We start from the raw sequence: 26,855 nt of genomic DNA, 5'->3' as shown, positions 1-26,855 counted from the left end.
TTACTCCGGCGTGGCCAGCAGGTCGCTGCCGACGGGAATGTCGTATTGCCAGGTTTCGCTCAGGGTTTGCTCAGCGTCACGCAGGTGCGCACGCAGCGCCAGTGACTCGCCTTCCGCCGGGCGCACCAGCATCGACAGGCGCCAGCGCTTCAGGCTGGGCAGGTATTGAACGAACTGCTCAATCAGCTCGCCGTCATTCTGCATGGTGACCTCGCCCAGCACGGCCGCATCGTCACTCAACGCATCGAGCGGGCCGCCCGCGAAGTCGACGATCATTCGCAGGGCCCCTTCCTCGCTGCCGCCGCCGACACGCATGCCGTCACCGACGAAGGTTTCCCGTGCGCTGCCGAGCGGGTTGGCGGCGATACCAGGGTCACCGAACAGGACGCGGTAGCGCTGTTTCAGCGGCTTGCCACGTTGCACCGGGTCGTTGGGCTGCCAGAAGGCGACGATGTTGTCGTTGGTTTCATTCGGGGTGGGGATCTGTACCAGTACCACCTTGCCCGGCCCCCAACTGCCGTCGGTTTCTACCCAGCTGCTCGGGCGGCCGTCGTAGATGGCTTCGGGGTCCTGATAGCTGCGAAAGTCGGTGTCACGCTGCAGCAGGCCGAAGCCGCGCAGATTTTGCACGCTGAAGTAGTCCATGCGCAGGGTGCCGGGGTTCTGCAGCGGCCGCCAGAGCCATTCGCCTGTGCCGCCGTCGTGCACCAGCAGGCCGTCGGAGTCGTGTACTTCCGGTCGCCACTCACCGCGCGGACGGATGCTGTTTTCGCCGTAGTAGAACATGCTCGTGAGCGGCGCGACGCCCAGCAATTCGACATCCTGGCGCGGAAACAGTACGGACTCTACCGCCAGCACCGTCTGCTCACCGGGGGTGGCAACAAACCGGTAGGCGCCGCTCATGCTCGGGCTGTCGAGCAGGCCGTAGAAGGTCATGCTGGTGGCGTCGGGCGCCGGACGTTCCAGCCAGAACTCGACGAAATCGGGAAACTCCTCGCCGCCGGGCATGCCGGTATCGATTGCCAGGCCGCGGCCGGAAATGCCGAAGTTGTTGTCGCTGCCCACGGCGCGATAGTAGCTGGCGCCGGCAAATACCAGAAACTGGTTCTGTTCCCCGTCCTTGAGAGGAAAGGTCAGCTTGAAACCGGCGTAGCCGAGATCCGCAGGCACCAGCCGTTCGACCTCGGTATTGGGGTAGGTGAACTGGTTCTTGGCAAAGGTCAGCGGCTCGACGCCCTGCTCATCAATGACATGCACCTGCACTGGGTTACGGTAGAACAACCCGCTTGGCACGGGCATGACCTGAAAGGCTGAATCGCTCTCGTGCCACAGGCTGTTTTCCGGCTTGAAGCGGATGCCCTGATAGTCGTCAAAGCTCAGTTCCTGCAAAAAGCGCGGGACTTCCTTGGGCGGTTGGTAGGCGCTTTCAGCACGTTCGCGCGCTTTGGTGATGACCTGCTCAAAGCTGAAGTCGGCGGCCTGCAGGCCCAGTGGTAGACAGAAGCATAAAGCGGCACTGGTCAGAACAGTCCCTCGTAGCATGGTGCGAATTCCTTGCGATGGGTATCTGAGCGGTTAGGCCGCAAAGTCGCGTCGCAGTTCCCGTTGCAGCGGCGCCCACCGCGGAGGTGTCTGTGCTCGAGACAAGGCCGGATCAGGCCGGGGAGGCGGCATGCAGACACTAGGCCCATCCACTGGGCGAGCTGGAGGACAATATTCAGCGCTCTGATTGGGAGTCGGACAAGTACCAACGGCTGTATCGGTGTGGCCAGATGGTGATCATTGCTCTGGCGGGCACGACGTCGGTCGTGGCGGGGCTGGGTCTGCTGCTGGGCAGCAGCGCTGACCAGGGACAGCCCTGATCAGCGACGGTGTGCTGCGGTTACTCGACGGTGATGGTGATTTGCTCGGAGGTAACCGAGGGCGACAGCGGCATGTGGTGGTGGTCGCCGACAATCAGCTGCAGGGTGTGTTCGCCCGGCGTCAACTCGAGGCTGGTCTGGGTCTGGCCGCCACCAAAGTGCACGTGGTGGTCGTCCGCCGGGATCGGCTGACCGGCCGGCGGCAGGGTGTCGGTGTCGATCAGCAGATGGTGGTGGCCGGTGGCTTCCCGCTCGACGCCGGCCGGTGCGACGCCCATACCTTCCAGGCCAAACTGCACGGTGACCGGTGAGCTGACGGTAGCACCGTCTTTGGGTGAGATGAAAAACACCTTGGCGTTATCCGGGGCGGCGGTCTGGGCGAAGGCCAGGCTGGCGCTGCTGGCCAGCAGCAGGCCGGCGAGCGTGTGGGTGATCCGTTGCATGGGGTGCTCCTTATTTGCGTGTTTGGCAGGGTGATACTGCTTCTACGTCGACCCGCCAAACCGGCTCTGGTTCAAACCCCGCTGGCTGTTTGCGTCTGCTGTTTATCCTGCCTACCCTGTGGAGGAGGGTGCTGACCGTGGGGGAACACGCTGACCGGAGCGCGGTCGACTGAAACAGTGCCCTGCCGGTTATATCTTCGCCACGCTGCTCGCGGGGCGTCTTTTGCGCAGAGCACTGCGTATCGTTTTTCAGTTGAGCAGGGCCGTCCTGCTCCTACATCGTCTTGCCCCAGGAGGCCGCTATGTCTGCACCGTCCCGTCTTGCCGAACCCCGCCTGTTTCGCCAGCAATGTCTGGTCGCAGGTAACTGGATCGACGCCAGCAATGGCGCCACCATCGAGGTGGATAACCCGGCCAGCGGCGAGATTATCGGCAGCGTGCCCAGCCTGAGCGAAGCTCAGCTCAACGATTGCATTGCCCAGGCCGACAAGGCCTTTGCCAGTTGGCGCAAGACCACGGCGCTGGAACGTGCTGACCTGCTGATGCGCTGGTACGACCTGATGCTCAAGCACCGCGAAGACATTGCCAGCCTGATGACGCTGGAGCAGGGCAAGCCCTTGGTGGAATCCCGCGGTGAGGTCGATTATGCCGCGTCCTTTATCCGCTGGTTTGCCGAGGAAGCACGCCGTGTTTACGGCGAGACCATTCCCGGTGCCAAGCCCGGGCAGCATATCGTGGTGACCCGTCAGCCGATTGGTGTGACGGCCGCCATCACGCCCTGGAATTTCCCGGCAGCGATGATTACCCGCAAGGCTGGCGCTGCGCTGGCGGCCGGCTGCTCGATGATTGTCAAACCCGCCAGCGCCACCCCCTTTACCGCGCTGGCGCTGGGTGTGCTGGCCGAAGAAGCGGGTATTCCGTCGGGCGTGTTCAATGTGGTCACCGGCAAGGCGTCGATGATCAGTGATGTGCTGACCAGCAGCGAGACGGTGCGCAAGCTGAGCTTCACCGGCTCGACCAGCGTCGGCAGCCAGCTGATGGCCCAGTGCGCCGAACATGTGCAGAAAGTGTCGCTGGAACTGGGTGGCAACGCGCCCTTTATCGTCTTTGACGATGCTGATCTGGACCGCGCAGTGGAAGGCGCCATGGTCAGCAAGTTCCGCAACACCGGGCAGACCTGCGTTTGCGCCAACCGTTTTCTGGTGCAGAGCGGCGTTCATGACCAGTTTGTCGAGAAACTGGCCGAGGCCATGGGTAAGTTGAAGCTGGGTGACGGCTTCGAGGAAGGCGTAACCCAGTCTGCGCTGATCAACCGGGCAGCGGTGCAAAAGGTGCAGGAGCACTTTGACGATGCCCTGGCCAAGGGCGCTAAGCATGTTGCCGGCGCCTCACCCGGTGAGGCCAAAGGCAACTACGTTGAGCCCGTACTTGTGACCGGCGTGACCCCGGACATGCAGGTGTGCGCTGATGAGACCTTTGGTCCGCTGGCGGCGGTGATCCGTTTCGATACGGAGGAGCAGGCCGTTGAGCTGGCCAACGATACGCCCTATGGGCTGGCGGCCTATTTCTACAGCACCAATATCCACCGCGTCTGGCGTGTTGCCGATGCGCTGGAAGCCGGCATCATCGGTATCAACGAGGGGGCGGTGTCCAATGCCGCAGCGCCCTTCGGCGGGGTCAAGGCCAGTGGGCTGGGCCGTGAGGGCTCGCGGCACGGGCTGGATGAGTACACCGAGATCAAATACCTGTGCATGGGCGGGGCCTGACAGATGACCGAGCCAAGGCGCATCGCCCTGATGCCCGGCGATGGCATCGGCCCGGAGGTGATGGCGGCCGCGGCCGAGGTGCTTGCCGCGCTTGATCGCCAGACCCCGCTCGGTCTGACCTGGGACTGGCTGGACTGGCCGTCGACCAACTGGCATCGCCAGCACGGCGAGATGATGCCCGCCGATGCCCTGACCCGGGTGCAAGCCTATGACGCGCTGCTGATGGGCGCATTGGGCGATCCGGGGCCGCTGACCGATGCCGAACGCTACTGCCTGCCCGACAGCGTCTCGTTGTCACCGCTGCTGCAGGTTCGCAAGGGCCTGGGCTTGTGGGCCTGCGAGCGACCAGCCCGGTTGCTGCCCGGTGCACCGCAGTATTTGGCCGATGCGCGCGCCGCTGAGGTCGACATGCTGGTGATTCGCGAAAATAGCGAGGGCGAGTATGTCAATCAGGGTGGACGCCTGCACCGGGGCTCGGCCGATGAAGTGGCTACCCAGCTGGAGGTGTTTACCCGGCGCGCTACCGAGCGGCTGATTCGCCATGCCTTTGTTCGCGCCCGCGAGCGGCTGGAGGCGCGGGGGGCAGAGACGCGGCACTTTCACTGCGCAGACAAGGGCCGCGCTGGTGCACAGGTGTGCCTGATTACCAAGCGCAACGCCCAGCCCTATTGGGGTGACATGTATACCGAGGTGTTCGCCGAGATTGCCGCCGAATTCCCCGAGATAGGCGTCCACCACGAGCTGGTTGATGCGGCCTGCATGAAGTTTGTGCAGTGCCCCTGGACCTTCGATGTGGTGGTGGCGAGCAACTTGCATGGAGACATTCTGACGGATCTGGCCGCTGTGCTCTCGGGCGGACTGGGGCTGGCGCCGTCGTGCAATATCAATCCGGACAGCCGTGCCATGCCCGCGCTGTTCGAACCCACACATGGCAGCGCGCCGGATATCGCCGGCCAGGGGCTCGCAAACCCTGCTGCCATGCTGCTCACCACAGCCCTGATGCTGGACTGGGTGGGTTGCGCACAGGCTGCCGAACGCCTGCGCCAAGCGGTTGCCAAGGATCTGGCGACTGCCGCTGGCCAACGGCGGACCTGTCGGGATGTGACTGCCGGCGTGATTGCCGCGCTGCACTGATCCCGCTCGCGTGTCAGAGCTCGCTCTGCGGGCTGCTGGCCGATCAGACACGGGCTTCGGCCCGCCGAAAGGACAGGAGAGATGGCTATGCACCATTTGTCACCGCTGCTCAAGCAGGCCAGTCAGGTTTGCGTGGACTACGGCGAAGGCAGCTGGCTGATCGATACCGACGGTCGGCGCTATCTGGACTTCACCTCCGGTATCGGTGTGACCAGCACCGGCCATTGTCACCCCACTGTGGTCGCCGCCGCTCAGGCGCAGGTTGGCCGTGTCATTCATGCTCAGTACACCACGGTCGCTCACCGGCCCATGCTGGAACTGACGGATGCGTTGGCCGAACGCATGCCTGAGGGCATTGATTCGGTGGCCTTTGCCAATTCCGGGTCCGAGTCGGTCGAAGCGGCCCTGCGCCTAGCGCGACAGGCCACTGGTCGCGCCAATATCATCGTCTTTGATGGTGGCTTTCACGGTCGCACCATGGCGGCCGCCTCCCTCACCACCTCCGGCACCAAGGTGCGGACGGGCTTTCACCCGATGATGGCCGGGGTGGAGGTCTCTCCGTTTCCGCATGCCTACCGCTACGGCTGGAGCGAGGAGCAGGCCACCGAGTTTGCCCTGCGTGAGCTCGACCACATTCTGAAAACCCGCACTGCGCCCAGCGACACCGCCGCCATGCTGATCGAGCCGGTGCAGGGCGAGTTCGGCTACTACCCGGCCAACACAGCCTTTATGCAGGGCCTGGCCGAGCGCTGTCGGCAGCATGGCATCTTGCTGATCTGCGACGAGATTCAGGCCGGTTACGGCCGCACCGGGCGCTTCTGGAGCCACAACCATTTTGACGTTACCCCGGACATCGTGATTACCGCCAAGGGGCTGGCCAGCGGTTTTCCGCTGTCGGCCATTGCCGCCTCCGAAGCATTGATGAGCAAGGGCCTGGCCGGCTCCCAGGGCGGCACCTATGGCGCCAACGCCGTGGCCTGCGCTGCGGCCCTGGCAACCCTGGAGGTGATCGACAAGGAGCAGCTGGTCGCCAACGCAGCAGAACAGGGCGAGCTACTGACCGAGCGTTTGCAGGGCCTGCGTCAGCGTTTTCCCATGATCGACACGCTGCGCGGCAAGGGGCTGATGCAGGGCATGGAAATCGCCGACGATCATCGCTCGCCGCGTGGCGACCTGGCGGCGCGCCTGACCAGCGCCGCCGAGGCCGAGGGCTTATTGCTGCTGCGTTGCGGCACCGACGGCCAGATTGTCCGCTGGTTGCCGCCGTTGACGGTCAGTAGCGCCGAGATTGACGAAGCGGTTGCCCGCTTTGCCCGTGCCGCTCAGCAGGTGGCTGCGTGACGCGGATTTTGGTACTGGTCGCCCCCGGCGAGGAACCCTTGCCGGGGCTTGAGGACCTGCCCACCACGGTCGAGCTGCGCACGGTCAGCGATGAGGCGGATCTGCGCCAGCACCTGCCGCAGACCGACGTGCTGGTGGTCACCGACTTTCGTACCGGGCTGCTCGAAGGGTGCTGGCCGGCCGAGCACAGCATTCGCTGGGTGCACGCCACCAGTGCCGGGGTCGATGCCTTGATGTTCCCGGCGCTGTGGGACAGCGATGTGCTGCTGACCAACGCGCGCGGGGTGTTTGATCTGGGTATTGCCGAGTATGTGCTGGGTGCGGTGCTGATGCATGCCAAGGACAGCCTCGGCAACCTGCGGCTGCAGCGTCAGCATCAGTGGCAGCACCGCGAAACTGCGCTGGCCGCGCGTCAGCATGCGCTGGTCATTGGCGCCGGTTCAATCGGCAGCGAAGTGGCAAGACTGCTGGCGGCGCTGGATATTGAGGTGACCGGCATCGCCCGCACGGCGCGCGAGGCGCCGCACTTTACCCGCGTGCTGGCCAGCGACCAGCTGGATGCGGTCTTACCAGAGGCGGATGTGGTGATCATCACCGCGCCCCTGACCGAGGACACACGCGGGCTGATCAATCGTGATCGCCTGGCGCTGATGCGCCGCGAGGCCCTGCTGGTGAATGTAGGCCGTGGCGCGATTGTGGTGACCGACGATCTGGTCGACGCCTTGCAGCAGCGTCAGCTGGGCGCTGCGGTACTGGATGTTGTTGACCCCGAGCCATTGCCCGCCGGGCATGCGCTCTGGGATCTGCCCAACGTGATGCTGTCTGCGCATATGGCCGGTGATTTCATCGGCTGGCGCCGCGCGCTGGGTGAGCAGTTCATGGCCAATCTGCACCGCTGGCTGGCCGATGAGCCCCTGCATAACCGCGTGAACAGGGGGAAATAGCGCCCGGAAACGAGAAATAGCCCGGGCACTCTGGCACTGAGGAGACGATTATGTCCGACGAAATTCTGGCAATGACGGCAATGCAGTTGCGGGCACATTTTTCCGACCGTCAGCTCTCGCCAGTCGATGTGGCTAGCGCCATGCTGGACCAGATCGAACGAGTGGACAGCCATACCAATGGCTTCTGTCTGGTGGATCGCGAGACCAGTCTGGCGCTGGCGCGCGAGTCGGAGCAGCGCTATAGCGCTGGCACGCCGCAGGGGCTGCTTGATGGCGTGCCCGTGGCGGTCAAGGATGTCTTTCTCACGCCCATGTGGCCAACCCTCAAAGGCTCGCATACGGTCGATCCGTCGAGCACCCTGGGCAAGACCGGTGCCTGCACTGCGGCGCTGGCGCGGCATGGTTACGTGCCTATCGGCAAGACCACCACGCCCGAGCTGGGCTGGAAGGGCGTCACCGACAATCCGGTCGACGGCGTAACCAACAACCCCTGGAATCCGGATAAAACCTCCGGCGGCTCCTCGGGCGGCAGCGGTGTGGCGGTAGCTTTGGGCATGGCGCCCATGGCATTGGGCACCGATGCCGGTGGGTCAATCCGCATTCCCGCTGCCTTCTGCGGCATCGTTGGGCTCAAGCCCTCCTTTGGTGAAGTGCCGCACTGGCCCTCCAGCCCGTTCGGCACGCTGGCCCATGCCGGCCCGATGACCTGGACCGTGGAAGACTGCGCGCTGATGATGAATGTGCTGACCGAGGCTGATCATCGCGACACCAACGCGGTGCCTCGGCGCAATATCGATTATCTGGCCGAACTGCGGGGCGGAGTGAAGGGGCTGAAGATCGCCTACAGCCCGAATCTCGGTTACGTGGATGTAGACCCCGAGGTGGAAGCGGCGGTAGCCGAGGCGGCCAAGGTATTCGCCGACCTGGGTGCCGAGGTGGTGCGGGTGGACCCCGGTTTCAGTGATCCGCTGGCCGCCTTTGGCCATTTGTTTTACGGCGGCGCCGCCAATGCCATTCGCGACCTCGGGCCCAAGAAGCGCGCGCTGATGGACCCGGAACTGATCAAGGTATCGGAGAAGGCCGCACGCCTGAGCATGCTCGATTACATGGGCGCGATGAATGAGTCCATGGCGTTGCGCGAGCGCATGGCGGCGTTCCATCAGAAGTACGATCTGCTGCTGACACCAACCCTGCCGCTGACCGCCTTCAAGACCGGGCGTGAAGTGCCGGAGGACTGGCCCAGCACCCGCTGGCCGACCTGGACGCCCTTTACCTACCCCTTCAACATGACCGGGCAACCCGGGCTGTCCGTGCCCTGCGGCTTTGACAGCAAGGGCTTGCCGATTGGCCTGCAGCTGGTGGGCGCACGCTACAACGATGCGGTAGTGATGCGCGCCGGTCATGCCTACCAGCAGGCGGCGCCGCTGACCGATCGCCGTCCGGCCCTGTTCAACGCTGCACAGGAGTAACGCCATGCCACTGGGAAGCTCCGACATCGACCTGTACGAATCGGAAGATCCGATCTGGAACCCGGCGCTGCTGACTATTCCGATTCCGGGTATCCGCAAGATGGTCAATCTGGCGTCCACCATGGACGACGTCATTCACCTGTCCATCGGTCAGCCGGACCTGCCTGCGCCGGATACCGTCGTGGAGGCATCGGTCGAGGCGCTGCGTGCCGGGCAGACTGGCTACACCATGGATGCCGGGTTGCCCGAGCTGCTTGAATCGCTCGCCGAATACTACAGCGAGCGCTATCAGCGGCCGCTCAGCCCCGACAACATCATGATCACCACCGGGGCGACCGAAGCGCTCTATCTGGCGCTGACTGCCGTGGCCGCGCCGGGCCGCCATTTTATCGTGCCTGACCCCGCGTTCATGCTCTATGCGCCGCTGATCCGGATGAATGGTGGTGAAGTCACGGAGATCACTACCCGCGCAGAGAACAACCACCAGCTTGATCCACAGGAGGTCATCGACGCGATCGAGCCGCACACCCATGCGATTGTGCTCAACTCGCCCAGCAACCCGACCGGCACGCTGTATCCGCGCGAGACGCTGGAGGCAATTCTGGAGGAGGCGGCCTACCGTGGCATTCATGTGATCAGCGACGAGGTCTACGATCACCTGATCTACGACGGTCGAGAGTATCCCTCGGTGCTGTCGTGTTGCAGCGATCTGGATCACGTCATGGTGGTCAGCAGTTTCTCCAAGACCTACAGCATGGCGGGCATGCGCATTGGCTGGTTGATCGGCAGCCAGGCGGCAATCAAAAAGCTGCGGCGCTATCACATGTTTACCACCACGGTGGCCAATACGCCGTTTCAGTGGGCCGGGGTGGCTGCGCTGCGCAGTGGCGGTGCCTTTATCGAGCAAATGCTCAGCGAGTACACCCGACGGCGGGATCGGCTGGTGGAGCTGGTGGAGCAGACGCCGCACCTGACCGGGTACAAACCCGAGGGCGCCTTCTATCTGTTTCCGTCGCTGCCGGAGGGGGTGAATGGCACCAATGTGGCGCTGCGGCTGCTGAAGGAAACCGGGGTTTGTACCATCCCTGGCGAGACCTTCGGCAACAGCTGCAGTAATGCCTTGCGGTTGAGTTATTCGACCTCGCTGGAGCGGATTGAGCAGGCGTTTGAGCGGATTATTCCGTGGATGGAGAAGCAGGATTTTGATTAGGGAGGGAGCCTTTAAAACTGGCAGTTTCCTGACGCATGGGTGCTGACCTCTTTTGGCGTGGGCCAGTAACTGTTGATTGTTTACTGCGCTGTTACTGAATCAGCCTTTCGCCTTCACGGCGAGCCAAAGGGGGCCGGTTGCCCGGCCCCCCAAAGGGAAGCGCTAATCCATTTCACACGCCCTCTGCGAGTGCTCAAGCGTGCAGATGCAAGGCGCGATGTGTAGCCAATAGTTGGGTCTATTGGCAAGCAGCGCAACGCAGTCAGATGCTGCTTGAGCGCTCGCCCTGCGGGGCGATCAGGCCGGTCCGAACTCTGCGTTGTGATTTCTCGACAGGTCCCGACATGCCTTCGAAACCACGCCTTGATTGCGGACCGGCCTGATCGCCAGAGGGTATATGAAATGGATTGGCGATTCCCTGAATCCCCCGGGGCACCCGGCTACGCGGCCCTTCGGGTTCGCTGCGTTGCTCGATTTATCGGGGAAGCGTAAAACTCGTCGCTACGCTCCTCAGACATCCTACGCTTCTTTTTCCCGACAAATCTGCGCTACTCGCCCGCGTAAACGGGACTGGATTCCGTGCACACTCCACCGTTGTTGATCGCTCCCACGCTCCGCGTGGGAGCGCCTGTCCGGACGCTCTGCGTCCGATCACTCAGACGATACTCTCCTTACGTCCCGCTAAATCGCCCCGCGCCCACGCAGTTCGGCAATCTGTGCCTCGTCGTAGCCAAGCTGGCGCAGAATGCTGTCGGTGTGTTCGCCCAGCGCCGGCCCGGTCCATTCGGCGCTGCCGGGGGTGTCTGAGAGCTTGGGGACAATGCCTGGGATCTTGAAGGCTTTGCCGTCGGGCAGGGTGGCGTTGAGGAACATCTCGCGGGCCAGGTACTGCGGGTCGGTGACCATGTCAGCAGCAGAGTAGATCTTGCTGGCTGGGACGTCGGCCTGCTCCAGCACCTTTAATACCTCGTCCTGCGGCAAGCTGGCGGCCCAGCGGTCGATCAGTGCGTACAGCTCGTCGCGTCTGGCGTCTCGGCCGGCATTGTCGGCCAGGGTCGGGTCATCAGCCAGGTCGTCACGGCCAATGGCGCGCATGAAGCGCTGAAAAATGGCATCGCCGTTGGCACCGATCTGCACTGCCTTGCCGTCGCTGCAGGTGTGGATGGAGGAGGGCGTAATGCCGGGCATGATGTTGCCGGTGCGCTCGCGCACAAAGCCCATGACGTCGAACTCCGGCACCATGCTCTCCATCATCGCGAACACCGCTTCGTAGAGTGCCACATCGACAATCTGCCCCTTGCCCTGATTGATCTCGCGGTGCCGCAGGGCCATAAGGGCACCAATCACGCCCCAGAGCGCGGCGATCGAGTCGCCAATCGAGATGCCGGTGCGCACGGGCGGGCGATCGTCAAAGCCGGTGATATAGCGCAAGCCGCCCATGGACTCGCCGACGGCACCGAAGCCTGGTTGATCCTTCAGCGGACCGGTCTGGCCAAAGCCGGACAGCCGTACCATGACCAGAGCCGGGTTGAGCGCGTGCAGGGTATCCCAGTCCAGGCCGAGTTTTTCCAGTGTGCCGGGGCGAAAGTTCTCGATCAGAATATCGGCTTCGCTGATCAGCTTTTTGAGAATCGCGATACCGTCTGCGTCCTTCAGATTGAGCGTCAGCGACTGCTTGTTGCGCGCCTGCACAAACCACCACAGTGAGGTGCCCTCGTACAGCTTGCGCCACTTGCGCAGTGGATCGCCGCCCTTGGGTGATTCGACCTTGATGACGTCAGCGCCGAACTCCGCGCAGATGCGAGCGGCGAAAGGGCCGGCGATCAGCGTGCCGAGTTCGATGACCTTGAGTCCGGCGAGGGGTTTGGTTGTGTCCATGTCGCTTCCGGCGGTGATGATAGGCTCGCCAGTGTAGGTCAAAGGCCTGCCAGGCGGAACGGCTAGTCCTGGATGGCGTCGGCGAACTGCCCGATGGCATCCACCACGCGCTGCGCTTCGTCGCGAATCTCCAGCATGACCTCGCCCGCCCGGTTGGCGAGCTGGACACCTTGCTCCGATTTGCTGCGACTGCCCGCCATGCCGTCGACGGCGCGGTGCGCCAGCTCCATGTTCTGTTGCACAACCTCGTTAATCTCGACTGTCGCCTGGCTGGTGCGGGCAGCCAGGTTGCGTACTTCGTCGGCCACCACGGCGAAGCCACGGCCCTGGTCCCCGGCGCGGGCTGCTTCAATGGCAGCATTGAGGGCCAGCAGGTTGGTCTGGTCGGCAATGCCACGGATCACCTGGACGATGCTGTTGATGCGGTCTGATTGGGTGTTCAGTGCATTGATGTGCTCGGATACCGCGTCTAGCTCCCCGGCGATGGAGCGTACAACCTCAACCGCTTGCTCGACCGTGGTCGCACCCGTGCGAGCGCTCTCGTCTGTTTCTTCGGCAATCTCGAAGGCCAGTTTGGCGGCAGCCGACTCGGCTTGCCTGCGTTCTACCTGGGCGGTGATGTCGCTGGCAAACTTGACCACGCCATACAGCTTGCCCTGGCTGTCGTAGAGCGGGTTGTAAGTGGCGCGTAGCCAGATGGTCTGGCCACTGCGGGTGACCCGCTTGAAGCGGTCAGAGAGGTACTCGCCCCGGTTCAGGCGCTCCCAGTCTTGCTGGTAGCGCGGGCTGTTGGCGGTACTCTCATGGCAGAAAATGCGGTGGTGCTTGCCTTTCACCTCATCCAGGCGATAGCCCATGGTGTGCAGAAAGTTGTCGTTGGCGGTGACAATCTCGCCTGCCAGGGTGAATTCGATGACTGCCATGGAGCGATTGATGGCATTGAGCAGGCTCTCGTGCTGTTGTTCCGCTTCAACCTCGCGGGTGATGTCGAAAGCCAGCTTGAGCACGCGAGCCACCGCGCCGGTCGCATCGGTCACCGGGATATAGCTTGCTTCCAGCCAGATCTTGCGGCCGTTCTTGTCAATCCGCGCAAACCGATCCGTGAACGATTCGCCACTGCTGAGCCGTTGCCAGAATCGGCGGTAGTCGGCGCTGGCGGTGACATCCTGGGTGCAGAGCAGGCTGTGGTGCTGGCCACGTATCTCGTCCAGGCTGTAGCCAACGACGCCCAGAAAGGCCTGATTGGCGTCGATGATCTCGCCGTCTCGGGTGAACTCGATCCAGGCCAGGTTTTGCCGGATGGCGTCCAGTATGCGAGATTGGCTCGCGGCAAGTTGCTGGCTGTGGCGAAGCTCTGCTTTGATACCGGATCCGAACATGGCAGTCTCGTGCTGGCGCTGGTTGGTGCATCGGCGATGCAGGGGTGTAGGTATGCATCGGCAGCTCAGGCGTCTACTTTAACCCTTCTGCTATCCGCTGGGTCATTATATTGCGCGGTTGCCGATGTGGCCGTGTGTCGTTCAACCAACCAATCGATAGGGAGCGTTGCTTGGCTACCAGTCTGCTTGTTCTGCTTGATGATATTGCCTCGGTGCTCGATGACGTCTCCGTGATGACCAAGATTGCGGCAAAAAAGACTGCTGGGGTGCTGGGAGATGACTTGGCGTTGAACGCCCAGCAGGTAACCGGGGTGCGCGCCGAGCGCGAGCTGCCGGTGGTCTGGGCCGTTGCCAAGGGCTCGCTGCGCAACAAATTGATTCTGGTGCCGGCCGCGTTGCTGATCAGCGCTGTTGCGCCGTGGTTGATCACGCCCTTGTTGATGCTTGGCGGTGCCTTTCTCTGCTACGAGGGCGCGGAAAAGCTGGCTCACCGGTTCTTGCATGATGTTAAAGGCGAGCATCAGGAGACGGTCAAGGCGTTGAACGATGATCAGGTCGATATGGTGGCGCGGGAGAAGCAGAAGATCGCCGGGGCCATTCGTACCGATCTGGTGCTCTCGGCGGAAATTATTGCGATCACTCTGGGCACCGTTGCCGAGGCAGAGTTTCTCACCCGGGTGTTGGTGGTCAGCGGTATTGCGCTGGTGATGACCCTCGGTGTCTATGGGCTGGTGGCCGGTATCGTCAAGCTGGACGACGGCGGACTGGCGCTGACTCGACGCACCAGCGCCGCTGCTCAGGCTGTCGGGCGTGCCATTCTGGCAGGCGCGCCCTTGCTGATGAAAACCCTCTCTGTGGTGGGGACGGCCGCCATGTTCATGGTGGGCGGCGGTATTCTCAGCCATGGCGTGGCTGTGGTGCACCACTGGATTGAGGCCAGCGCCGCCCAGGTCGACGCTTGGCCGTGGCTCGGAACGGTACTGGGCGGGCTGACGCCTACCTTGCTGAATGCGCTGTTCGGGGTGGTGGCTGGCGCGGTGATTCTGGGCGTGATTACGCTGGCCGGTCGTCTGCGCTCACGCGCCTGACAGCGGAGCGTCGTTCAGCGCTCAGTGTTTGCTGGACTGCAGCAGCTGGGCCTGAGCGTGCGGGTCGTCACCCAGCCGATACTGGTTGTTGCCGCTGCGCTTGGCGGTGTACATCGCCAGGTCGGCGGCGTGAATGAGCTTGTCCATAGTGACGGCGTGGTCGGGGAATACGGCCACGCCCAGGCTGGCGCCGACCTGGAAATCGCCCTCTTGCAGTTGCATCGGCGGCGTAAGCGCGGTGAACAGCTGCTCGCTGATGCGTTGTGCTTCGGTATCCACTTCGCTGCTACGTGACAGGCCCTCGAACAGTACGACAAACTCGTCGCCGCCCAGGCGCGCCACCATGTCGCTGTTGCGCACCGCACTGCGCAGGCGCTTGGCGACCTCTACCAACACGCTGTCGCCGGTGGCGTGGCCGTGCTGGTCGTTGATGGATTTGAAGTGGTTGAGATCGATGAAGACCAGCGCGAGGCGCTGGTCTTGCGTGCGTGCGCGAATGAGTGCCGCAGCAAGCTGCTGCTCCAGCATCAGGCGGTTGGGCAGCCCGGTCAGCGGGTCGCGGTGCGCGAGCTTGCGCAGTTCATTGGCCGAGCGCTTCTCGTTGGTTATATCGCGGACGATTCCCATCATTCTGACCGGCTCGCCTTGTTCGTTCTTGACCACATTCCCGGTCTCTCTCACCCAGTGCACACTGCCATCGGGCCAGACAACGCGATATTCCTCGTCGTGGTTTTCACCGGTCTCAATACAGCGCAGCTCGCCTTCGAGCACGTGCTCGCGATCATCGGGATGCACGCTGTCGCAGAACAGGCTGTAGCTGGGGGTGATCTCGCCGGGCTTGTAACCGAACATGCCGTAAATAGCCTCGGACCAATACAGCTGGTCGGTGCCGATATGCCAGTCCCAGGTGCCGATCTGGGCAAAATATTGGCTGCGCTTGAAGCGTTCCATGGCCTCGGTACTGGATTGCAGGTCGGCTTCCGGGTGCAGCAGGATGACTGTCCGACCATTGATGTCCGGCAGGCGCGTGAGATCCTGCTGGCGCACCCCGTCGTCGGCGGCCAGCACGACCCCGATACGCTCCATGGGAACGGGCAGGCTGCGCAGGGCGGGTAGCCAGTGAGTGAGTGGCAGGTGGCCGGGCAGGCGCTGGCGAGGCTGGCCGAGCAGGCGGGCCGCTGCCGGGTTGTGCCAGATAATATGCTGTTGACGGTCAAGCAGCAGCAGGCCGTTGGGGGAGAGTTTCAGTAGTGCTTTAAAGGTGGCTGCCTGTCGCCTGCTGCGCCACAGAGCGCCACATGCGAGCAGTAGCGCAGTCAGGGTGATGGCGGTCAGCAAGAGAGTCATTGGATCATCGAACGAGAACGCTTTGCCGCAGTATAGCGCGCCTATGATGAGTGGTGGCTATCTGATGCTGGGGACTGAACCACCGGCGCTGGGAGCACTCACAGCTAGGGTGTAGGCAGGCTTCCCGGGAACAGGAGAGCGCCATGGCTGACATGGAGCAGGTGGTACGTATCGTCAGCAGTACGCTGGCCGATGAATTTTCCGATCTGACAGACATAGAGCAGGGCACTCGTGTGACGCTGCGGTTGCTGCTGGCGGCGCTGCTGGGCGGCGTGCTGGGTCTGGAGCGCGAGCGGCAGGGTAAGGCGGCTGGTGTGCGTACGCATATGCTGGTATGCCTTGGTGCTGCGCTGTTTGTGCTGGTGCCGGATGTGGCCGGGGCGCTGGACGACGCCATGAGTCGGGTGATCCAGGGTGTGGTTGCCGGCGTTGGCTTTCTCGGGGCGGGCACTATCCTCAAGGGCGATGCAGCCAATCAGGTCAAGGGCCTGACCACTGCCGCCGGTATCTGGCTGACCGCGGCGATTGGCGTCACCATTGGCCTGGGGCACCAGGCAACCGGTTTGCTCTGTGCGGCTCTAGCGCTGATCATCCTGCACCTGGTGCCGATGCTGTTTCGCTCTCCTCAATCGCCTTCCTGAGAAAAACGTCGAACTGTGCGCGAGTAGACTCTTCTTTGTCAGACGCGCGCAAGGCTGCTGTAGTTAAATAGCCGGTGCACGGATCGCGCCTTCTCTCATGCCGCCTGGAAAGCGCCCGCCTTTTACTGATCCGTCCCTCTTGTAATGCCTGTTTGCGCGGGCCTGCTTGCCCATTGCGCCGCAGCCTGAACAGCGCCTTTAAAGTCATCACATGTAATTCATTGAATTGTTACATGTGATGGGCTAGTCTCGCTTCATGGAAAAGAAATCATCTGCCTACTATCAGCGACTTTATCGCCAGCGCTTGCGTGAGCAGGGGCTGGTCAAGAAGGAAGTCTGGATATTGCCCGAGCATGCCTCTGCGCTCATGGCAGTAGAACGCAAGCTGCGCCAGCCGATGGCCCAGCTGGACTCAATGGAGAAGGAGATAGACATGAGCATGCAGCAGGTTTGGACTGCCACAGCGTTGCACAAGGCGTTGAGTGGCACCGAGTTGTTTCAGGGCAAGCGCGCCAGTGTGGAGCTGATTGACGGCAGCGAAGCCAGCTTGCACGTCACCATGCATGAATACGGTGATTTGCCGCTGTTTATTGCCGTGTTTGGCGAGCAGATCATCGTTGAAGCCCTGTTGTGGCCGGTGAGTGATGTGCGTGATCTGGCCGAGTTCAACGAAGAGGTGCTGCGCACCCACAAGCTGTTCCCGCTGTCGAGTATCGGTCTTGAGCGTCTGGCCGACGGCACCGATTGCTACACCATGTTTGGTGCCTTGAGCTCTGGCTCGGCACTGTCTGATGTGGTGTTCGAGATCGAGTTGCTGGCGGACAACGTGATCAAGGCCACTGAAGCCTATGAGAATCATCTGGCGATGCCAGCCTGACAAGGAGAAAGCTGATGAACGTGTGGAGCAAATTGCTGACTGCAATGCGCGGTGGTGCCCAGGAAGCAGGCGAGGCGCTGGTCGATAGCCAGGCCCTGCGTATCCTCGATCAGGAAATCCGCGATGCCGATGCCGAGTTGCATCGTTCTCGCGAAGCGCTGGCCAATATCATGGCCAAGCAGAAGCTGGCTGCCGACAAGCTGAGCAAGGTCTCGGCGCGCATCGCCGAGTATGAACAGTACGCACTCAAGGCGCTGGAGTCCGGTAACGAGACGCTGGCGCGTGAAGTCGCCGAGAAGATCGCAGGCCTGGAAAACGAGGCAAAGCTGGAGTCCGAGCAGGCCGAGGCCTACGCCACCAGCGTGGCCAATCTGCGTCAGGCGGTGCAGCAGGCCGAAGGCAATATCAAGCGACTGAAGCAACAGGTTGATGTGGTCAAGGCGACTGAAAGCGTGCAGAAGGCGCAGCTTGCGGTGTCGCAGCGTTACGGCGGGTCTCAGGCCAAGATGCACACCGCGCTGGAATCGCTGGAGCGTATCAAGCAGAAGCAGGCCGAGCGTGGCGCCCGCATGGAGGCCGCAGCCGAGCTGGCGGTTGAGGGTAGCCCCGACCAGGCGCTTGAAGAAAAACTGCGGGCGGCGGGCATTACGCCGGCCTCCGGCAGCGCAGACAGTGTGCTTGAGCGTCTCAAGCAGCGCTCCGACAGCTAGGTGTCTTGAGCGGTCAGGGAGGGGGATCGGGATGGAGCTTTTCTTTCAGACGTCGCTGACGTTTCCGGTAGTGCTGTTCAGCTTCATGCTGTGCGTAGCCATGCTGTACTGGCTGACGGTGGCGCTGGGCGCAGTCGATGTTGACGTGCTGGACGCCGGTGGTGACGGCGGCATGGACGACCCGTCCAATGCCGAAGGCCTCGGCGGCCTGCTGATGAAGCTGGGACTGCATGACGTCCCGGTCACCCTGGTGCTGACGGTGCTGGTGTTTTTTGCCTGGCTGGCCAGTTACTTCGCGCAGTTGCTGCTGCTTGGCTGGCTGCCCTTGGGGCTGTTGCGTTACCCGGTGGGTTTGGTGGTCATCGTGCTGGCGCTGGTGGTGGCCGTGCCTGTCACCCGGCTGGTGGTGGCGCCGCTGCGGCCGCTGTTTCGCAAGGCGCTGGGCTCAACCACGCGCTCGCTGCTCGGCCAGGTCGTGGTGGTGAGATCGCCTCTGGTAAGCGATCGATTGGGCGAGGCGCTGCTGGAAGACGGCGGTGCAGGGCTGATCCTGCGTGTGCGGGCGGACCCCACGCGGGGGTTCAAGCGCGGTGATCGTCTTGTATTGCTTGAGTACCTGGAGGCAGAGCATGCCTATCGGGTGATCAGCGAAGAAGAATTCAATGGGAAATAGTGCGAGGCGGCACTGTTCAGGTGCTGTGTCGTCCTGCAAAGGAGTTTGAGCGTAATGAGTATGTCCATGGTAATGCCCTTCCTGATCGGGGTTGGCATCGTCTTTTTGCTGATCGTCGGTTTTTTTGTCCTGTTCAATGCGTTCTACATCAAGGTACCCCAGGGTACGGCGTTGATCGTGAACGATATGAGTGCTACTCCCAAGGTGCACTTCACCGGGGCGCTGGTTTATCCGGTGATCTACAAGAAAGAGTTCATGAAAATCTCCCTGCTGACGCTCGAAGTGGATCGACGTGGCAAGGATGGGCTTATCTGTCAGGACAATCTGCGTGCTGACATTACGGTCGCCTTCTACCTGCGGGTAAACGAGACCCAGCAGGATGTGCTCAAGGTGGCCAAGGCGATTGGGGTGGACCGCGCCTCTGACCGCACCGCCGTCAACGAACTGTTCAACGCCAAGTTCTCCGAGGCGCTGAAGACGGTCGGTAAGAAGTTTGAATTTGTCAGCCTGTTTGAAGAGCGTCAGAACTTCCGTGACCGCATCATCGAGGTCATCGGTAACGACCTGAATGGCTATGTGCTTGAAGACGTTGCGATCGACTACCTCGAGCAGACGCCGCGCACCTCGCTTGACCCCACCAACATTCTTGATTCCCAGGGTATTCGCAAGATTACCGAGCTGACCGCGACCCAGAACGTGATCACCAACGAGCTGGAGCGTAACGAAGAGCTCGCGATCATGAAGAAGAACGTCGAAACCCGCGAGGCGACGCTGGCACTGGAACGCCAGCAGGCAGATGCCGAGGCGCGCCAGGAGCGTGAAATCGAAACCATCCGGGCGCGTGAGCAGGCCGAAACCGTCAAGGTGCAGGAAGAAGAGCGCCTCAAGGCTGAACAGGCCCGCATCCAGACCCAGCAGGATCTGGACATTCGTAGCGAGAACCACCACCGCGAAGTCGAGGTGGCCCAGCAAAATCGTCAGCGCGCTGTGGTGATTGAGGTCGAGAAGGTAACCCGGGCGCGGGATCTGGAAGTGGTTGCCCGTGAGCGTGAAGTTGAGCTGCAGCGCATTGAGAAAGAGAAGGCGCTGGAGGAAGAACGCAAGAATATTGCTGGCGTGATTCGTGAGCGTGTTGCGGTCGAAAAAACCGTGGCGCAGGAAGAAGAACGCATCAAGGAAGTACGCGAAGTCGCTGAGGCCGATCGCCAGAAGCAGGTTCAGGTGCTCAATGCCCAGGCTGAGGCCGAGCAGGAGCTGGTGCGTCAGGTCAAGCAGGCCGAGGCCGATGAAACCAAGTCGCGGCACAAGGCTGTCGAGATGAACAACCTGGCTCAGGCCGAGCTGGAAGCGGCCGCCAAGCAGTCCGAAGCCGCGAAGAAGCGTGCCGAAGGGACGCAGGCCGAAGCCGCCGCCAATGGCCTGGCTGCCGCTCGCGTGCGTGAAGTGACCGCGGCCGCCAAAGAGAAGGAAGGCCTGGCCGAAGCGCGCATCCAGTCCGAGCAGTTGATTGCCCAGGCCAAGGGTGAGCAGGAGCAGGGGCTGGCGCAGGCACGGGTAATCGAAGCGCAGGCTGCTGCCCGAGAGAAAGAGGGCTTGGCAGAAGCCAAGGTGCTGGAAGAGAAGCTGACCGCGCAGGCGCGCGGCGAAGAGCAGATTGGCGTAGCCAAGGCGCGTGCCGCCAAGGATCAGGGGCTGGTCGAGGCCGAAGTCCTGCTGGAGCGTCTCAACGCCGAAGCCGAAGGTCTGGGCAAGAAGTTCTCTGCGCTCGATGCGCTCAGCGCCGATGCCCGTCAGCACGAAGAATTCCGCATGCAGCTTGAGAAGAGCTTTGAGGAAGCGATGGCCGCTATCGCCGCTAACAAGGATATCGCCCGCGACCAGGCTGAGGTGCTGTCTACCGCGCTGGGCAAGGCCAATATCGAGATCGTGGGCGGGGAGGGTGACTTCTTCAATTCCTTTGCCAAGTCGCTGTCGGTGGGCAAGGCCATTGAAGGGGTTGTTGGCAAGAGCCCGGTGGTGCAGGACGTGCTGCAACGGCTGCTGGCCGGCCGTGGCAACGGTGATATGCCGAGCGTGGCCAACAAGGGCGACGCCGACGCCTGATACACCCTACCGCTTGACGCCCCGGCATGGCCGGGGCGTTGCATTGCTAAGCCAATTCGGGAATGACGAGGATGTCAGAGTCAGCAGGCGAAAATCAGGCACAGGGCCTGGTTGATCGGGCTGTAGCTGAAGGTGGTGCCTATGAGGTGCTGCATAAGCGGCTGCTGGAGCAAGGCCGGCAACTTGCCGGTCTGGCCGAGGCGCTGAATGCCCAGCGGCAGCAGGAATTTGGCAGTCAGCCGATCGAGGTGATTGGTCGCACGCGCGTGCGCACCGAGAACAACTGCATCGCACGCGATATCGCCCAGGTCGGCGGGCTGATGCTGTTCGGCTACAACGTGTTTATCGGGCTCAAGCAGGAAACCCGGGTCCGGGACGTTTTCTCTCTGTATCGACTGGTACAGGAAGACGACGGGTACGACGCCCAGCCTGTCGATCTGGCCGGGAGTTTTCTGGCCGAGGCCAGCTTCGTCAACGACTTTGACGAGTTGTATCGCTATTACAAGCATACCCGCCTGTTGCAGCTGAGCGTGCGCGACGGCAAGTTGCTGGCCGCGTTCCAGATTGGAGAGCGGATCAGCGATGTGCGGGTCTTCCGCTGGTCGGTGTCCGCCGACGGTGGTCGGGTCCGTTACATTGATAACCGCGGTGAACGCGATATTGAGTTGCCGCGCCCGTTCGACTTCGAGTGGACGCCTGTTGGCCGCGACAGCGTGGTGCAGGGGCGGCATTCGCATTTCAATATTCTCGATACCCTGTTTGTCGACACTCTGGGTGGTGATCTGACCATCAAGGTGGAGAACAACACCGAGGACGGCCTGGGCATTTACCGCGAGGCGGTCGCCGACAAGACCCAATCGCTGAATGATGTGCAGATCGAGTACGCCCACCTGGGTACCTTGATCCTGCTCAAGGTATTGCCTTACCGCGAGGAGCAATGGCGGTACCTGGTATTCAATACCTTGACCCGCAAGGTTCAGCGTATCGATGCGATCGGCCAGGCCTGTGTGCAGTTGCCGGAAGATCACGGCATCATTTTTCCGGGTGGCTGCTACCTGCAGAGTGGCGAGTACCGCACCTTTGATCAGCCCATGGCCGGCATGCGTTTCAAGCGCTCTGTCCGCTCGCCCAACGGCGAGGATGTGCAGTACGTGTTCTATCATCCCGAGCAGGGCCGTTCGGCGCTGTTTACCTACAACCTGATCAGTCGTGAATTGCAGAGCCCGCAATTTGGCCACGGGCATGCGCGGCTGGCTGACGGGCGCATGGTGATCTTTTCTGCCGAAGGCGATGAGCCGACGCGCATTCACCCGATGCAGGTCTGGCAGACGCCTTTTTATACCGACGAGCACGCCGCCGCTCAGCCGCAACGTGGCGGTTTCTTTGGGCGCATAGGTAACGCCGAGCTGGTGCGCGGTGTGTCTGACCTGCTGAACCTGGCGCGTGAGATCGACAGCAATGAGGTCTCGCTGCAACGCTACGCACTGCTGTGTCAGGAAACCCAGCGCCTGTTTGACGCCTATTACTGGCTCAGTGATGAGGCCTGCGGCGGCGTTGCCCCCCTGCTGCGGCAGATATCCTCCAGCGCGGCCATGGTGCTGGACGAGTTCGAGAAGGTCGAAAGTATCCGTCAGCAGTCCGCGCGGGCCATGACGGAGGCGCAGACACGTCAGCAGGAGCTGATGTCGGGCCTGTCGGTGCAGGAATTCACCGATGTTCAGGCCTACGTCGATGCGCTGGGGGCGCTCAATGCCCAGCGCGGCAAGCTGCTCACCATTCGCGAGTACCGCTACATCAATGTTGAGCAGATCGACGAGATGGAAGCGCAGCTGCTGGCCGAGCACGAGCGGCTGGCTGCTGAGGTGTCCAGTTTTCTCGCCGGCGAGCAGGCGCTGGCGCCTTATCACCAGCAGTTGCAGGAACTGGATGCCAGCGCCGAGCAGGCCGAGACTGTTACCCAACTGGCTGAACCGCTGGAGCAGTTGACCGCGATGGCGGCGGGGCTGGACATGCTGTCCGAGCTGATGGCGTCGCTGCGTATTGACGACGCTACCCAGCGCACCCGCGTGGTTGAGGCCATCTCCGAGCTGTATGCCAAGCTCAACCAGTCCAAGGCGCGGGCCGAGTTGCGGCGCAAGTCATTGGGGTCGGCGGAGCAGGTCGCGCAATTTGGTGCCCAGTTCAAGCTGTTCAGCCAGGCCATTACCAATGCCTTGGCGCAGGCTCAGGACCCGGAAAGCTGCGATGAGCAGCTGTCGCGCCTGCTGGTTCAGCTCGAAGAGCTGGAAAGCCAGTTCGGGGGGCATGAAGCGTTTCTGAGTGACATCCTCGACAAGCGCGAAGAATTGCTCGAGACCTTCGAGGCGCATCGCCAGCGTCTGCTCGATGAGCGCCAGCGCCGTGCCCAGGGTCTGCAGGACGCCGCCGTGCGCATCATCGACAGCTTGCCCCGGCGCACCGGGCGGCTGACCGAGCCGGATCTGCTGAACGCCTTTTTTGCCACCGACCCGCTGATTCTCAAACTGCGTGAACTGATCGAGCGGCTGCGCGCGCTGCACGACAACGTCAAGGCGGATGATATCGAGGCGCGGCTCAAGGGCGCGCGGGATCAGGCAGTGCGTGGTCTGCGCGACAAGCGTGAACTGTTCGAAGGTGGCGGTAATGTCATTCGGCTGGGGCCGCGTCACCGTTTCAGCGTCAACGCCCAGGAACTGGACCTGACCCTGCTGCCCCGTGGCGACTCGCTGAGCCTGCATTTGACGGGCACCGACTATTTTGAGCCGCTGGTCAACGACGAGCTGGATGGGCTGCGTGACTATTGGGATGGCGGTCTGCTGTCCGAGTCCCCGCAGCTCTATCGCGCCGAGTACCTCGCCGGTGAGGTCATTGCGCTGGCCCAGCGGGCAGAGGTGGGCTTGAGCATGGAGCTGTTGCATCAGCAGTTGCTTGAACCTGAACAGCTGGTACGCACGCTGCGCGAGATCGCGACGCCACGCTATCGCGAGGGTTACGAGAAGGGTATTCACGATCACGATGCTGCGCTGATTCTGGCGCAGCTGTTGCCGCTGCTCGCCAGTGCCGGCCTGCTGCGTTTTGACCCGCAGGCCCGGGCGCTGGCCATGTTGTTCTGGGTGCAGAGTGCCGATTCGCCGGCGGTATCCGGCTGGGCCGAACGCGCTGCGGCCGTGTTGCAGATCCGGCAGCTGTTCGGACGTGATGACGCGCTGCTGGCGCTGCAGGGCGAGATGCAGTCCAGCCTTGCTGAGTGGCTGCAAGAGCGTTTGATCGACGCTGACATGAGAACGCTGGAAGCCGCAGCCGCCTGGTTGATCGAGTGGCTGGCCGAGCCGCAGCCGGTCTGGCAAGTCAGCCGGTATGCCCAGCAGCTTTATGACGGCCTACAGGACCATCTGGCGCCACTCGGTCTGTGGGACAGCTGCATGCAGTCGGTAGAGTGCCTGGCCGGTGCGCCAGGACAGCAGTGGCAGTTCTTGCAGCACTGGTTTTCTGGTCTGTGCGAGCAGGAGGCCTTTGCCCCGCTGCGTCGCTACGTGCCCGAGGCGGTGGCCTTTTGCTTGCTGCAACCGCAGGTCCCGGTGACCGTTGTTGAGGTGGATCTGCGATTCGAGGTGTCTGGCCTGCTGGGGCAGCACCCACGCGTGCAGGACGGAGCCCTGACGCTGGCGGTGGATGAGTTCTTTGCTCGTCTGCGTCAGCACCGGCAGGACTTTCAGCCGGGTCTGGAGCGCTATCAACAGTTGCGTCAGCAGTTGCTGGATGAGCAGCGCAAGACGCTGCGCCTGGCCGAGTTCAAGCCGCGCCCGCTGACCTCCTTTGTGCGCAACCGGCTGATCAATGACGTGTATCTAGGCGTGATTGGCGACAACCTGGCCAAGCAGATGGGGACCGTGGGTGAGGGGCGGCGCTCAGACCTGAACGGTCTGCTGATGCTGATTTCCCCGCCCGGTTACGGCAAGACCACGCTGATGGAGTACGTGGCGCATGCACTGGGCCTGGTGTTCATGAAGATCAACGGTCCGGCGCTTGGGCATGAGGTGCGCTCGCTGGATCCGGCGCAGGCACCGGATGCGACAGCGGCGCAGGAGTTGGTCAAACTCAATCTGGCGCTGGAGATGGGGAATAACGTGATGCTGTATGTCGATGACATCCAGCACACCCATCCGGAGTTTCTGCAGAAGTTCATCTCGCTGTGCGATGGCACTCGCCGTATTGAAGGCGTCTGGAAGGGGCGCACGCGCACCTACGACATGCGCGGCCGCAAGTTTGCCGTGGTCATGGCCGGTAACCCCTACACCGAGTCCGGAGAGGTGTTCCGCATTCCGGACATGCTGGCCAACCGTGCCGACATCTATAACCTCGGCGACACCCTGGCCGGCATGAACGATGTGTTCGCGCTGAGCTATATCGAGAACAGCCTGACCTCAAACTCGGTGCTTGCGCCGCTGGCTGGCCGCGATCTGAATGATCTGTACCGGCTGGTGGCCAAGGCCGAAGGCAAGCCGTTCTCTGCCAATGAGTTGAGTTACGACTACAGCGCGGCCGAGATCAATGACATGGTGGCCACCCTGCAGCGCATGATGCAGCTGCGAGACGTGGTGCTGCGGGTCAACCAGCAGTACATCGCCAGCGCCGCGCAGGATGATCGCTATCGCACCGAGCCGCCGTTCAAGTTGCAGGGTAGCTATCGCAACATGAACAAGCTGGCGGAGAAGGTCTCCGCGGTGATGAACGAGCAGGAGCTGCAGCACCTGGTCGATGATCACTACCAGGGCGAGTCGCAGCTGCTGACCACCGGCGCCGAGGAGAACCTGCTCAAGCTGGCCGAGTTGCGCGGCACCCTGAATGCAGAGCGTGCCGAGCGCTGGGAGCAGATAAAGGCAGACTTCCTGCGTAATCGCGCCATGGGGGGCGATGACGCGGATGTCGGCAAGCGCGTTGTTGGCCAGCTCAACGATCTGGTGCAGAGCGTGCGGGCGCTGGCCGGTTCTGGGCAGTCCGAGGTGGCGGTGCCCTGGGACGAGCTGCTCGCTGCGTTGCAGTCGCTGCACAAGCTGAGCCCCAAGGTACGTGTGGTGATGCCGCCCCAGCAGTTGATTCAACAGATGCTCGACGGTCTGTCCGACAGCATGCGTGCCACGGTGACGCCGCTGGCCGATGTGATGGATCGCCAGGTGCTGGCCGGGCGGGAGGCGCAGACGCAGTTGCTCGACATTGTTCGGCAACTGAAAGTGGTGACCGTGGATGAGCAGGGTGGTGGCGAGCAATGATGGATTTTCAGCAACTGGACCAAGTTCTACGTGACAGCGTGGCGGATTTGCGTCTGAGCAATGAAGAGCGGGTGGAGCTGCGCGAGTTGGGTGGCGGCCTTGAGCCTGACCGTATCCGTTTTTTGCGCAATCGCGCCTTTGCACTGGTACGTGAGCTTGCCGCCGAGCCGGAAAACGTGCTGCCGGCGCTGAAATGGCTGGAGCAGGTGGTCAAGACGCTGGATAGCGCACAAGTCAACGACGTGCAGGTGGCCAGTGCGCATTTTAGTCCGGGCGAGAGCTGCCGGCGGCGGATTCTGGATTTGTGCAACCAGGTGCGTGACAGCCTCAGCATCTGCGTCTTCACCATTTCGGATGACCGCCTGAGCCGCGCGGTGCTGGCCTGCCATCAGCGCGGGGTCAAGGTGCGGATTATCAGCGATCATGAAAAGCAGCACGACATGGGTAGTGATATTGCCATGCTGCGCGATGAAGGCATTCCGCTGCGCGTCGACCCCGGCCCGTATCACATGCACCACAAGTTCGCGCTGTTTGATGAACGGCTGCTGCTCAATGGCAGCTTCAACTGGACACGCAGTGCCAGTGACTACAATCAGGAGAATCTGCTGGTGATTGATCACGCGCCGCTGGTGGCCGATTACGTGCGTGAATTCGAGGACCTCTGGGAACGCTTCGCCGTGTGAGCCGTTCGGCGTCGGTGCA

At 62.3% G+C, this 26,855-nt stretch carries 18 protein-coding genes and 2 pseudogenes; 14 read left to right on the top strand and 6 right to left on the bottom strand.

Translation table 11 applies throughout. From position 1 onward, the window contains the following. Complete coding sequence (locus tag CNQ84_RS01170) at positions 1-1,542, bottom strand: OpgD/OpgG family glucan biosynthesis protein (RefSeq protein WP_096003089.1); 1,542 nt, start codon at positions 1,540-1,542, stop codon at positions 1-3. Between the two features lie 340 nt (positions 1,543-1,882). Next, positions 1,883-2,305, bottom strand: a complete 423-nt coding sequence (locus CNQ84_RS01165; protein ID WP_096003088.1) for a DUF4399 domain-containing protein — start codon at positions 2,303-2,305, stop codon at positions 1,883-1,885. 302 nt (positions 2,306-2,607) lie between these two features. On the opposite strand from CNQ84_RS01165, the gene CNQ84_RS01160 reads away from it, so the two are divergent. The 6 genes from CNQ84_RS01160 to CNQ84_RS01135 all read left to right on the top strand — a co-directional run bounded on the left by CNQ84_RS01160 (position 2,608) and on the right by CNQ84_RS01135 (position 10,169). After that, on the top strand, positions 2,608-4,071 hold the full coding sequence (locus CNQ84_RS01160; protein ID WP_096003087.1) for an NAD-dependent succinate-semialdehyde dehydrogenase: 1,464 nt from the start codon (positions 2,608-2,610) through the stop codon (positions 4,069-4,071). A gap of 3 nt (positions 4,072-4,074) precedes the next feature. Beyond that, complete coding sequence (locus tag CNQ84_RS01155; RefSeq protein WP_096003086.1) at positions 4,075-5,205, top strand: isocitrate/isopropylmalate dehydrogenase family protein; 1,131 nt, start codon at positions 4,075-4,077, stop codon at positions 5,203-5,205. An 87-nt stretch (positions 5,206-5,292) separates the two neighbouring features. Continuing rightward, positions 5,293-6,546, top strand: coding sequence for an aspartate aminotransferase family protein (locus tag CNQ84_RS01150; protein ID WP_096003085.1), 1,254 nt, complete (start codon positions 5,293-5,295; stop codon positions 6,544-6,546). Next, positions 6,543-7,490 (top strand): D-2-hydroxyacid dehydrogenase, encoded by a 948-nt coding sequence (locus CNQ84_RS01145; RefSeq protein ID WP_096003084.1) that lies wholly within the window; start codon positions 6,543-6,545, stop codon positions 7,488-7,490. The genes CNQ84_RS01150 and CNQ84_RS01145 overlap by 4 nt, the downstream gene beginning before the upstream one ends. A gap of 50 nt (positions 7,491-7,540) precedes the next feature. After that, entirely contained in the window at positions 7,541-8,959 is a 1,419-nt protein-coding gene (locus tag CNQ84_RS01140) for an amidase (protein ID WP_096003083.1), read from the top strand. Between the two features lie 4 nt (positions 8,960-8,963). Beyond that, positions 8,964-10,169, top strand: coding sequence for a pyridoxal phosphate-dependent aminotransferase (locus CNQ84_RS01135; RefSeq protein ID WP_096003082.1), 1,206 nt, complete (start codon positions 8,964-8,966; stop codon positions 10,167-10,169). Positions 10,170-10,850: 681 nt separating this feature from the next. Here the strand turns inward: CNQ84_RS01135 and CNQ84_RS01130 are convergent. The 3 genes and pseudogenes from CNQ84_RS01130 to CNQ84_RS21015 all read right to left on the bottom strand — a co-directional run. Then, entirely contained in the window at positions 10,851-12,047 is a 1,197-nt protein-coding gene (locus tag CNQ84_RS01130; RefSeq protein ID WP_096003081.1) for a CaiB/BaiF CoA transferase family protein, read from the bottom strand. A gap of 62 nt (positions 12,048-12,109) precedes the next feature. Then, a pseudogene (locus CNQ84_RS21020) lies at positions 12,110-12,550 on the bottom strand (methyl-accepting chemotaxis protein); the annotation flags it as partial. Positions 12,551-12,649: 99 nt separating this feature from the next. Then, positions 12,650-13,426: pseudogene (locus tag CNQ84_RS21015) on the bottom strand (PAS domain-containing protein); the annotation flags it as partial. A gap of 170 nt (positions 13,427-13,596) precedes the next feature. On the opposite strand from CNQ84_RS21015, the gene CNQ84_RS01120 reads away from it, so the two are divergent. After that, a complete protein-coding gene (locus CNQ84_RS01120; protein WP_096003079.1) occupies positions 13,597-14,514 on the top strand; it encodes a DUF808 domain-containing protein in 918 nt (305 codons plus the stop codon). Between the two features lie 21 nt (positions 14,515-14,535). Here the strand turns inward: CNQ84_RS01120 and CNQ84_RS01115 are convergent, their stop codons facing one another. Next, entirely contained in the window at positions 14,536-15,861 is a 1,326-nt protein-coding gene (locus tag CNQ84_RS01115) for a diguanylate cyclase domain-containing protein (RefSeq protein ID WP_096003078.1), read from the bottom strand. 152 nt (positions 15,862-16,013) lie between these two features. On the opposite strand from CNQ84_RS01115, the gene CNQ84_RS01110 reads away from it, so the two are divergent. The 7 genes from CNQ84_RS01110 (at position 16,014) to CNQ84_RS01080 (ending at position 26,836) form a co-directional block, all read left to right on the top strand. Further along, the gene (locus CNQ84_RS01110) at positions 16,014-16,502 is read left to right on the top strand and encodes an MgtC/SapB family protein (RefSeq protein ID WP_425439940.1); all 489 of its coding nucleotides are present in this window, start codon (positions 16,014-16,016) and stop codon (positions 16,500-16,502) included. A gap of 256 nt (positions 16,503-16,758) precedes the next feature. Next, positions 16,759-17,379 carry a biofilm formation regulator BacA gene (gene bacA, locus CNQ84_RS01105; RefSeq protein WP_096003076.1) on the top strand — a complete coding sequence of 207 codons (621 nt, stop codon included), beginning with the start codon at positions 16,759-16,761 and terminating at the stop codon, positions 17,377-17,379. A 14-nt stretch (positions 17,380-17,393) separates the two neighbouring features. After that, on the top strand, positions 17,394-18,089 hold the full coding sequence (locus tag CNQ84_RS01100) for a PspA/IM30 family protein (RefSeq protein ID WP_096003075.1): 696 nt from the start codon (positions 17,394-17,396) through the stop codon (positions 18,087-18,089). Between the two features lie 31 nt (positions 18,090-18,120). Then, the gene (locus CNQ84_RS01095; RefSeq protein ID WP_096003074.1) at positions 18,121-18,762 is read left to right on the top strand and encodes a hypothetical protein; all 642 of its coding nucleotides are present in this window, start codon (positions 18,121-18,123) and stop codon (positions 18,760-18,762) included. A 54-nt stretch (positions 18,763-18,816) separates the two neighbouring features. Continuing rightward, a complete protein-coding gene (locus CNQ84_RS01090) occupies positions 18,817-20,865 on the top strand; it encodes a flotillin family protein (RefSeq protein WP_096003073.1) in 2,049 nt (682 codons plus the stop codon). A 71-nt stretch (positions 20,866-20,936) separates the two neighbouring features. Beyond that, positions 20,937-26,153, top strand: coding sequence for a DNA repair ATPase (locus CNQ84_RS01085; RefSeq protein WP_096003072.1), 5,217 nt, complete (start codon positions 20,937-20,939; stop codon positions 26,151-26,153). After that, the gene (locus CNQ84_RS01080; RefSeq protein WP_096003071.1) at positions 26,153-26,836 is read left to right on the top strand and encodes a phospholipase D-like domain-containing protein; all 684 of its coding nucleotides are present in this window, start codon (positions 26,153-26,155) and stop codon (positions 26,834-26,836) included. The genes CNQ84_RS01085 and CNQ84_RS01080 overlap by 1 nt, the downstream gene beginning before the upstream one ends. The last annotated feature ends 19 nt before the right edge of the window (positions 26,837-26,855 follow it).

The organism is Pseudomonas abyssi (assembly GCF_002307495.1).
In the GTDB taxonomy this organism is placed as follows: Bacteria; Pseudomonadota; Gammaproteobacteria; order Pseudomonadales; family Pseudomonadaceae; genus Halopseudomonas; species Halopseudomonas abyssi.
This window is presented reverse-complemented; position numbering and strand designations above follow the sequence as displayed.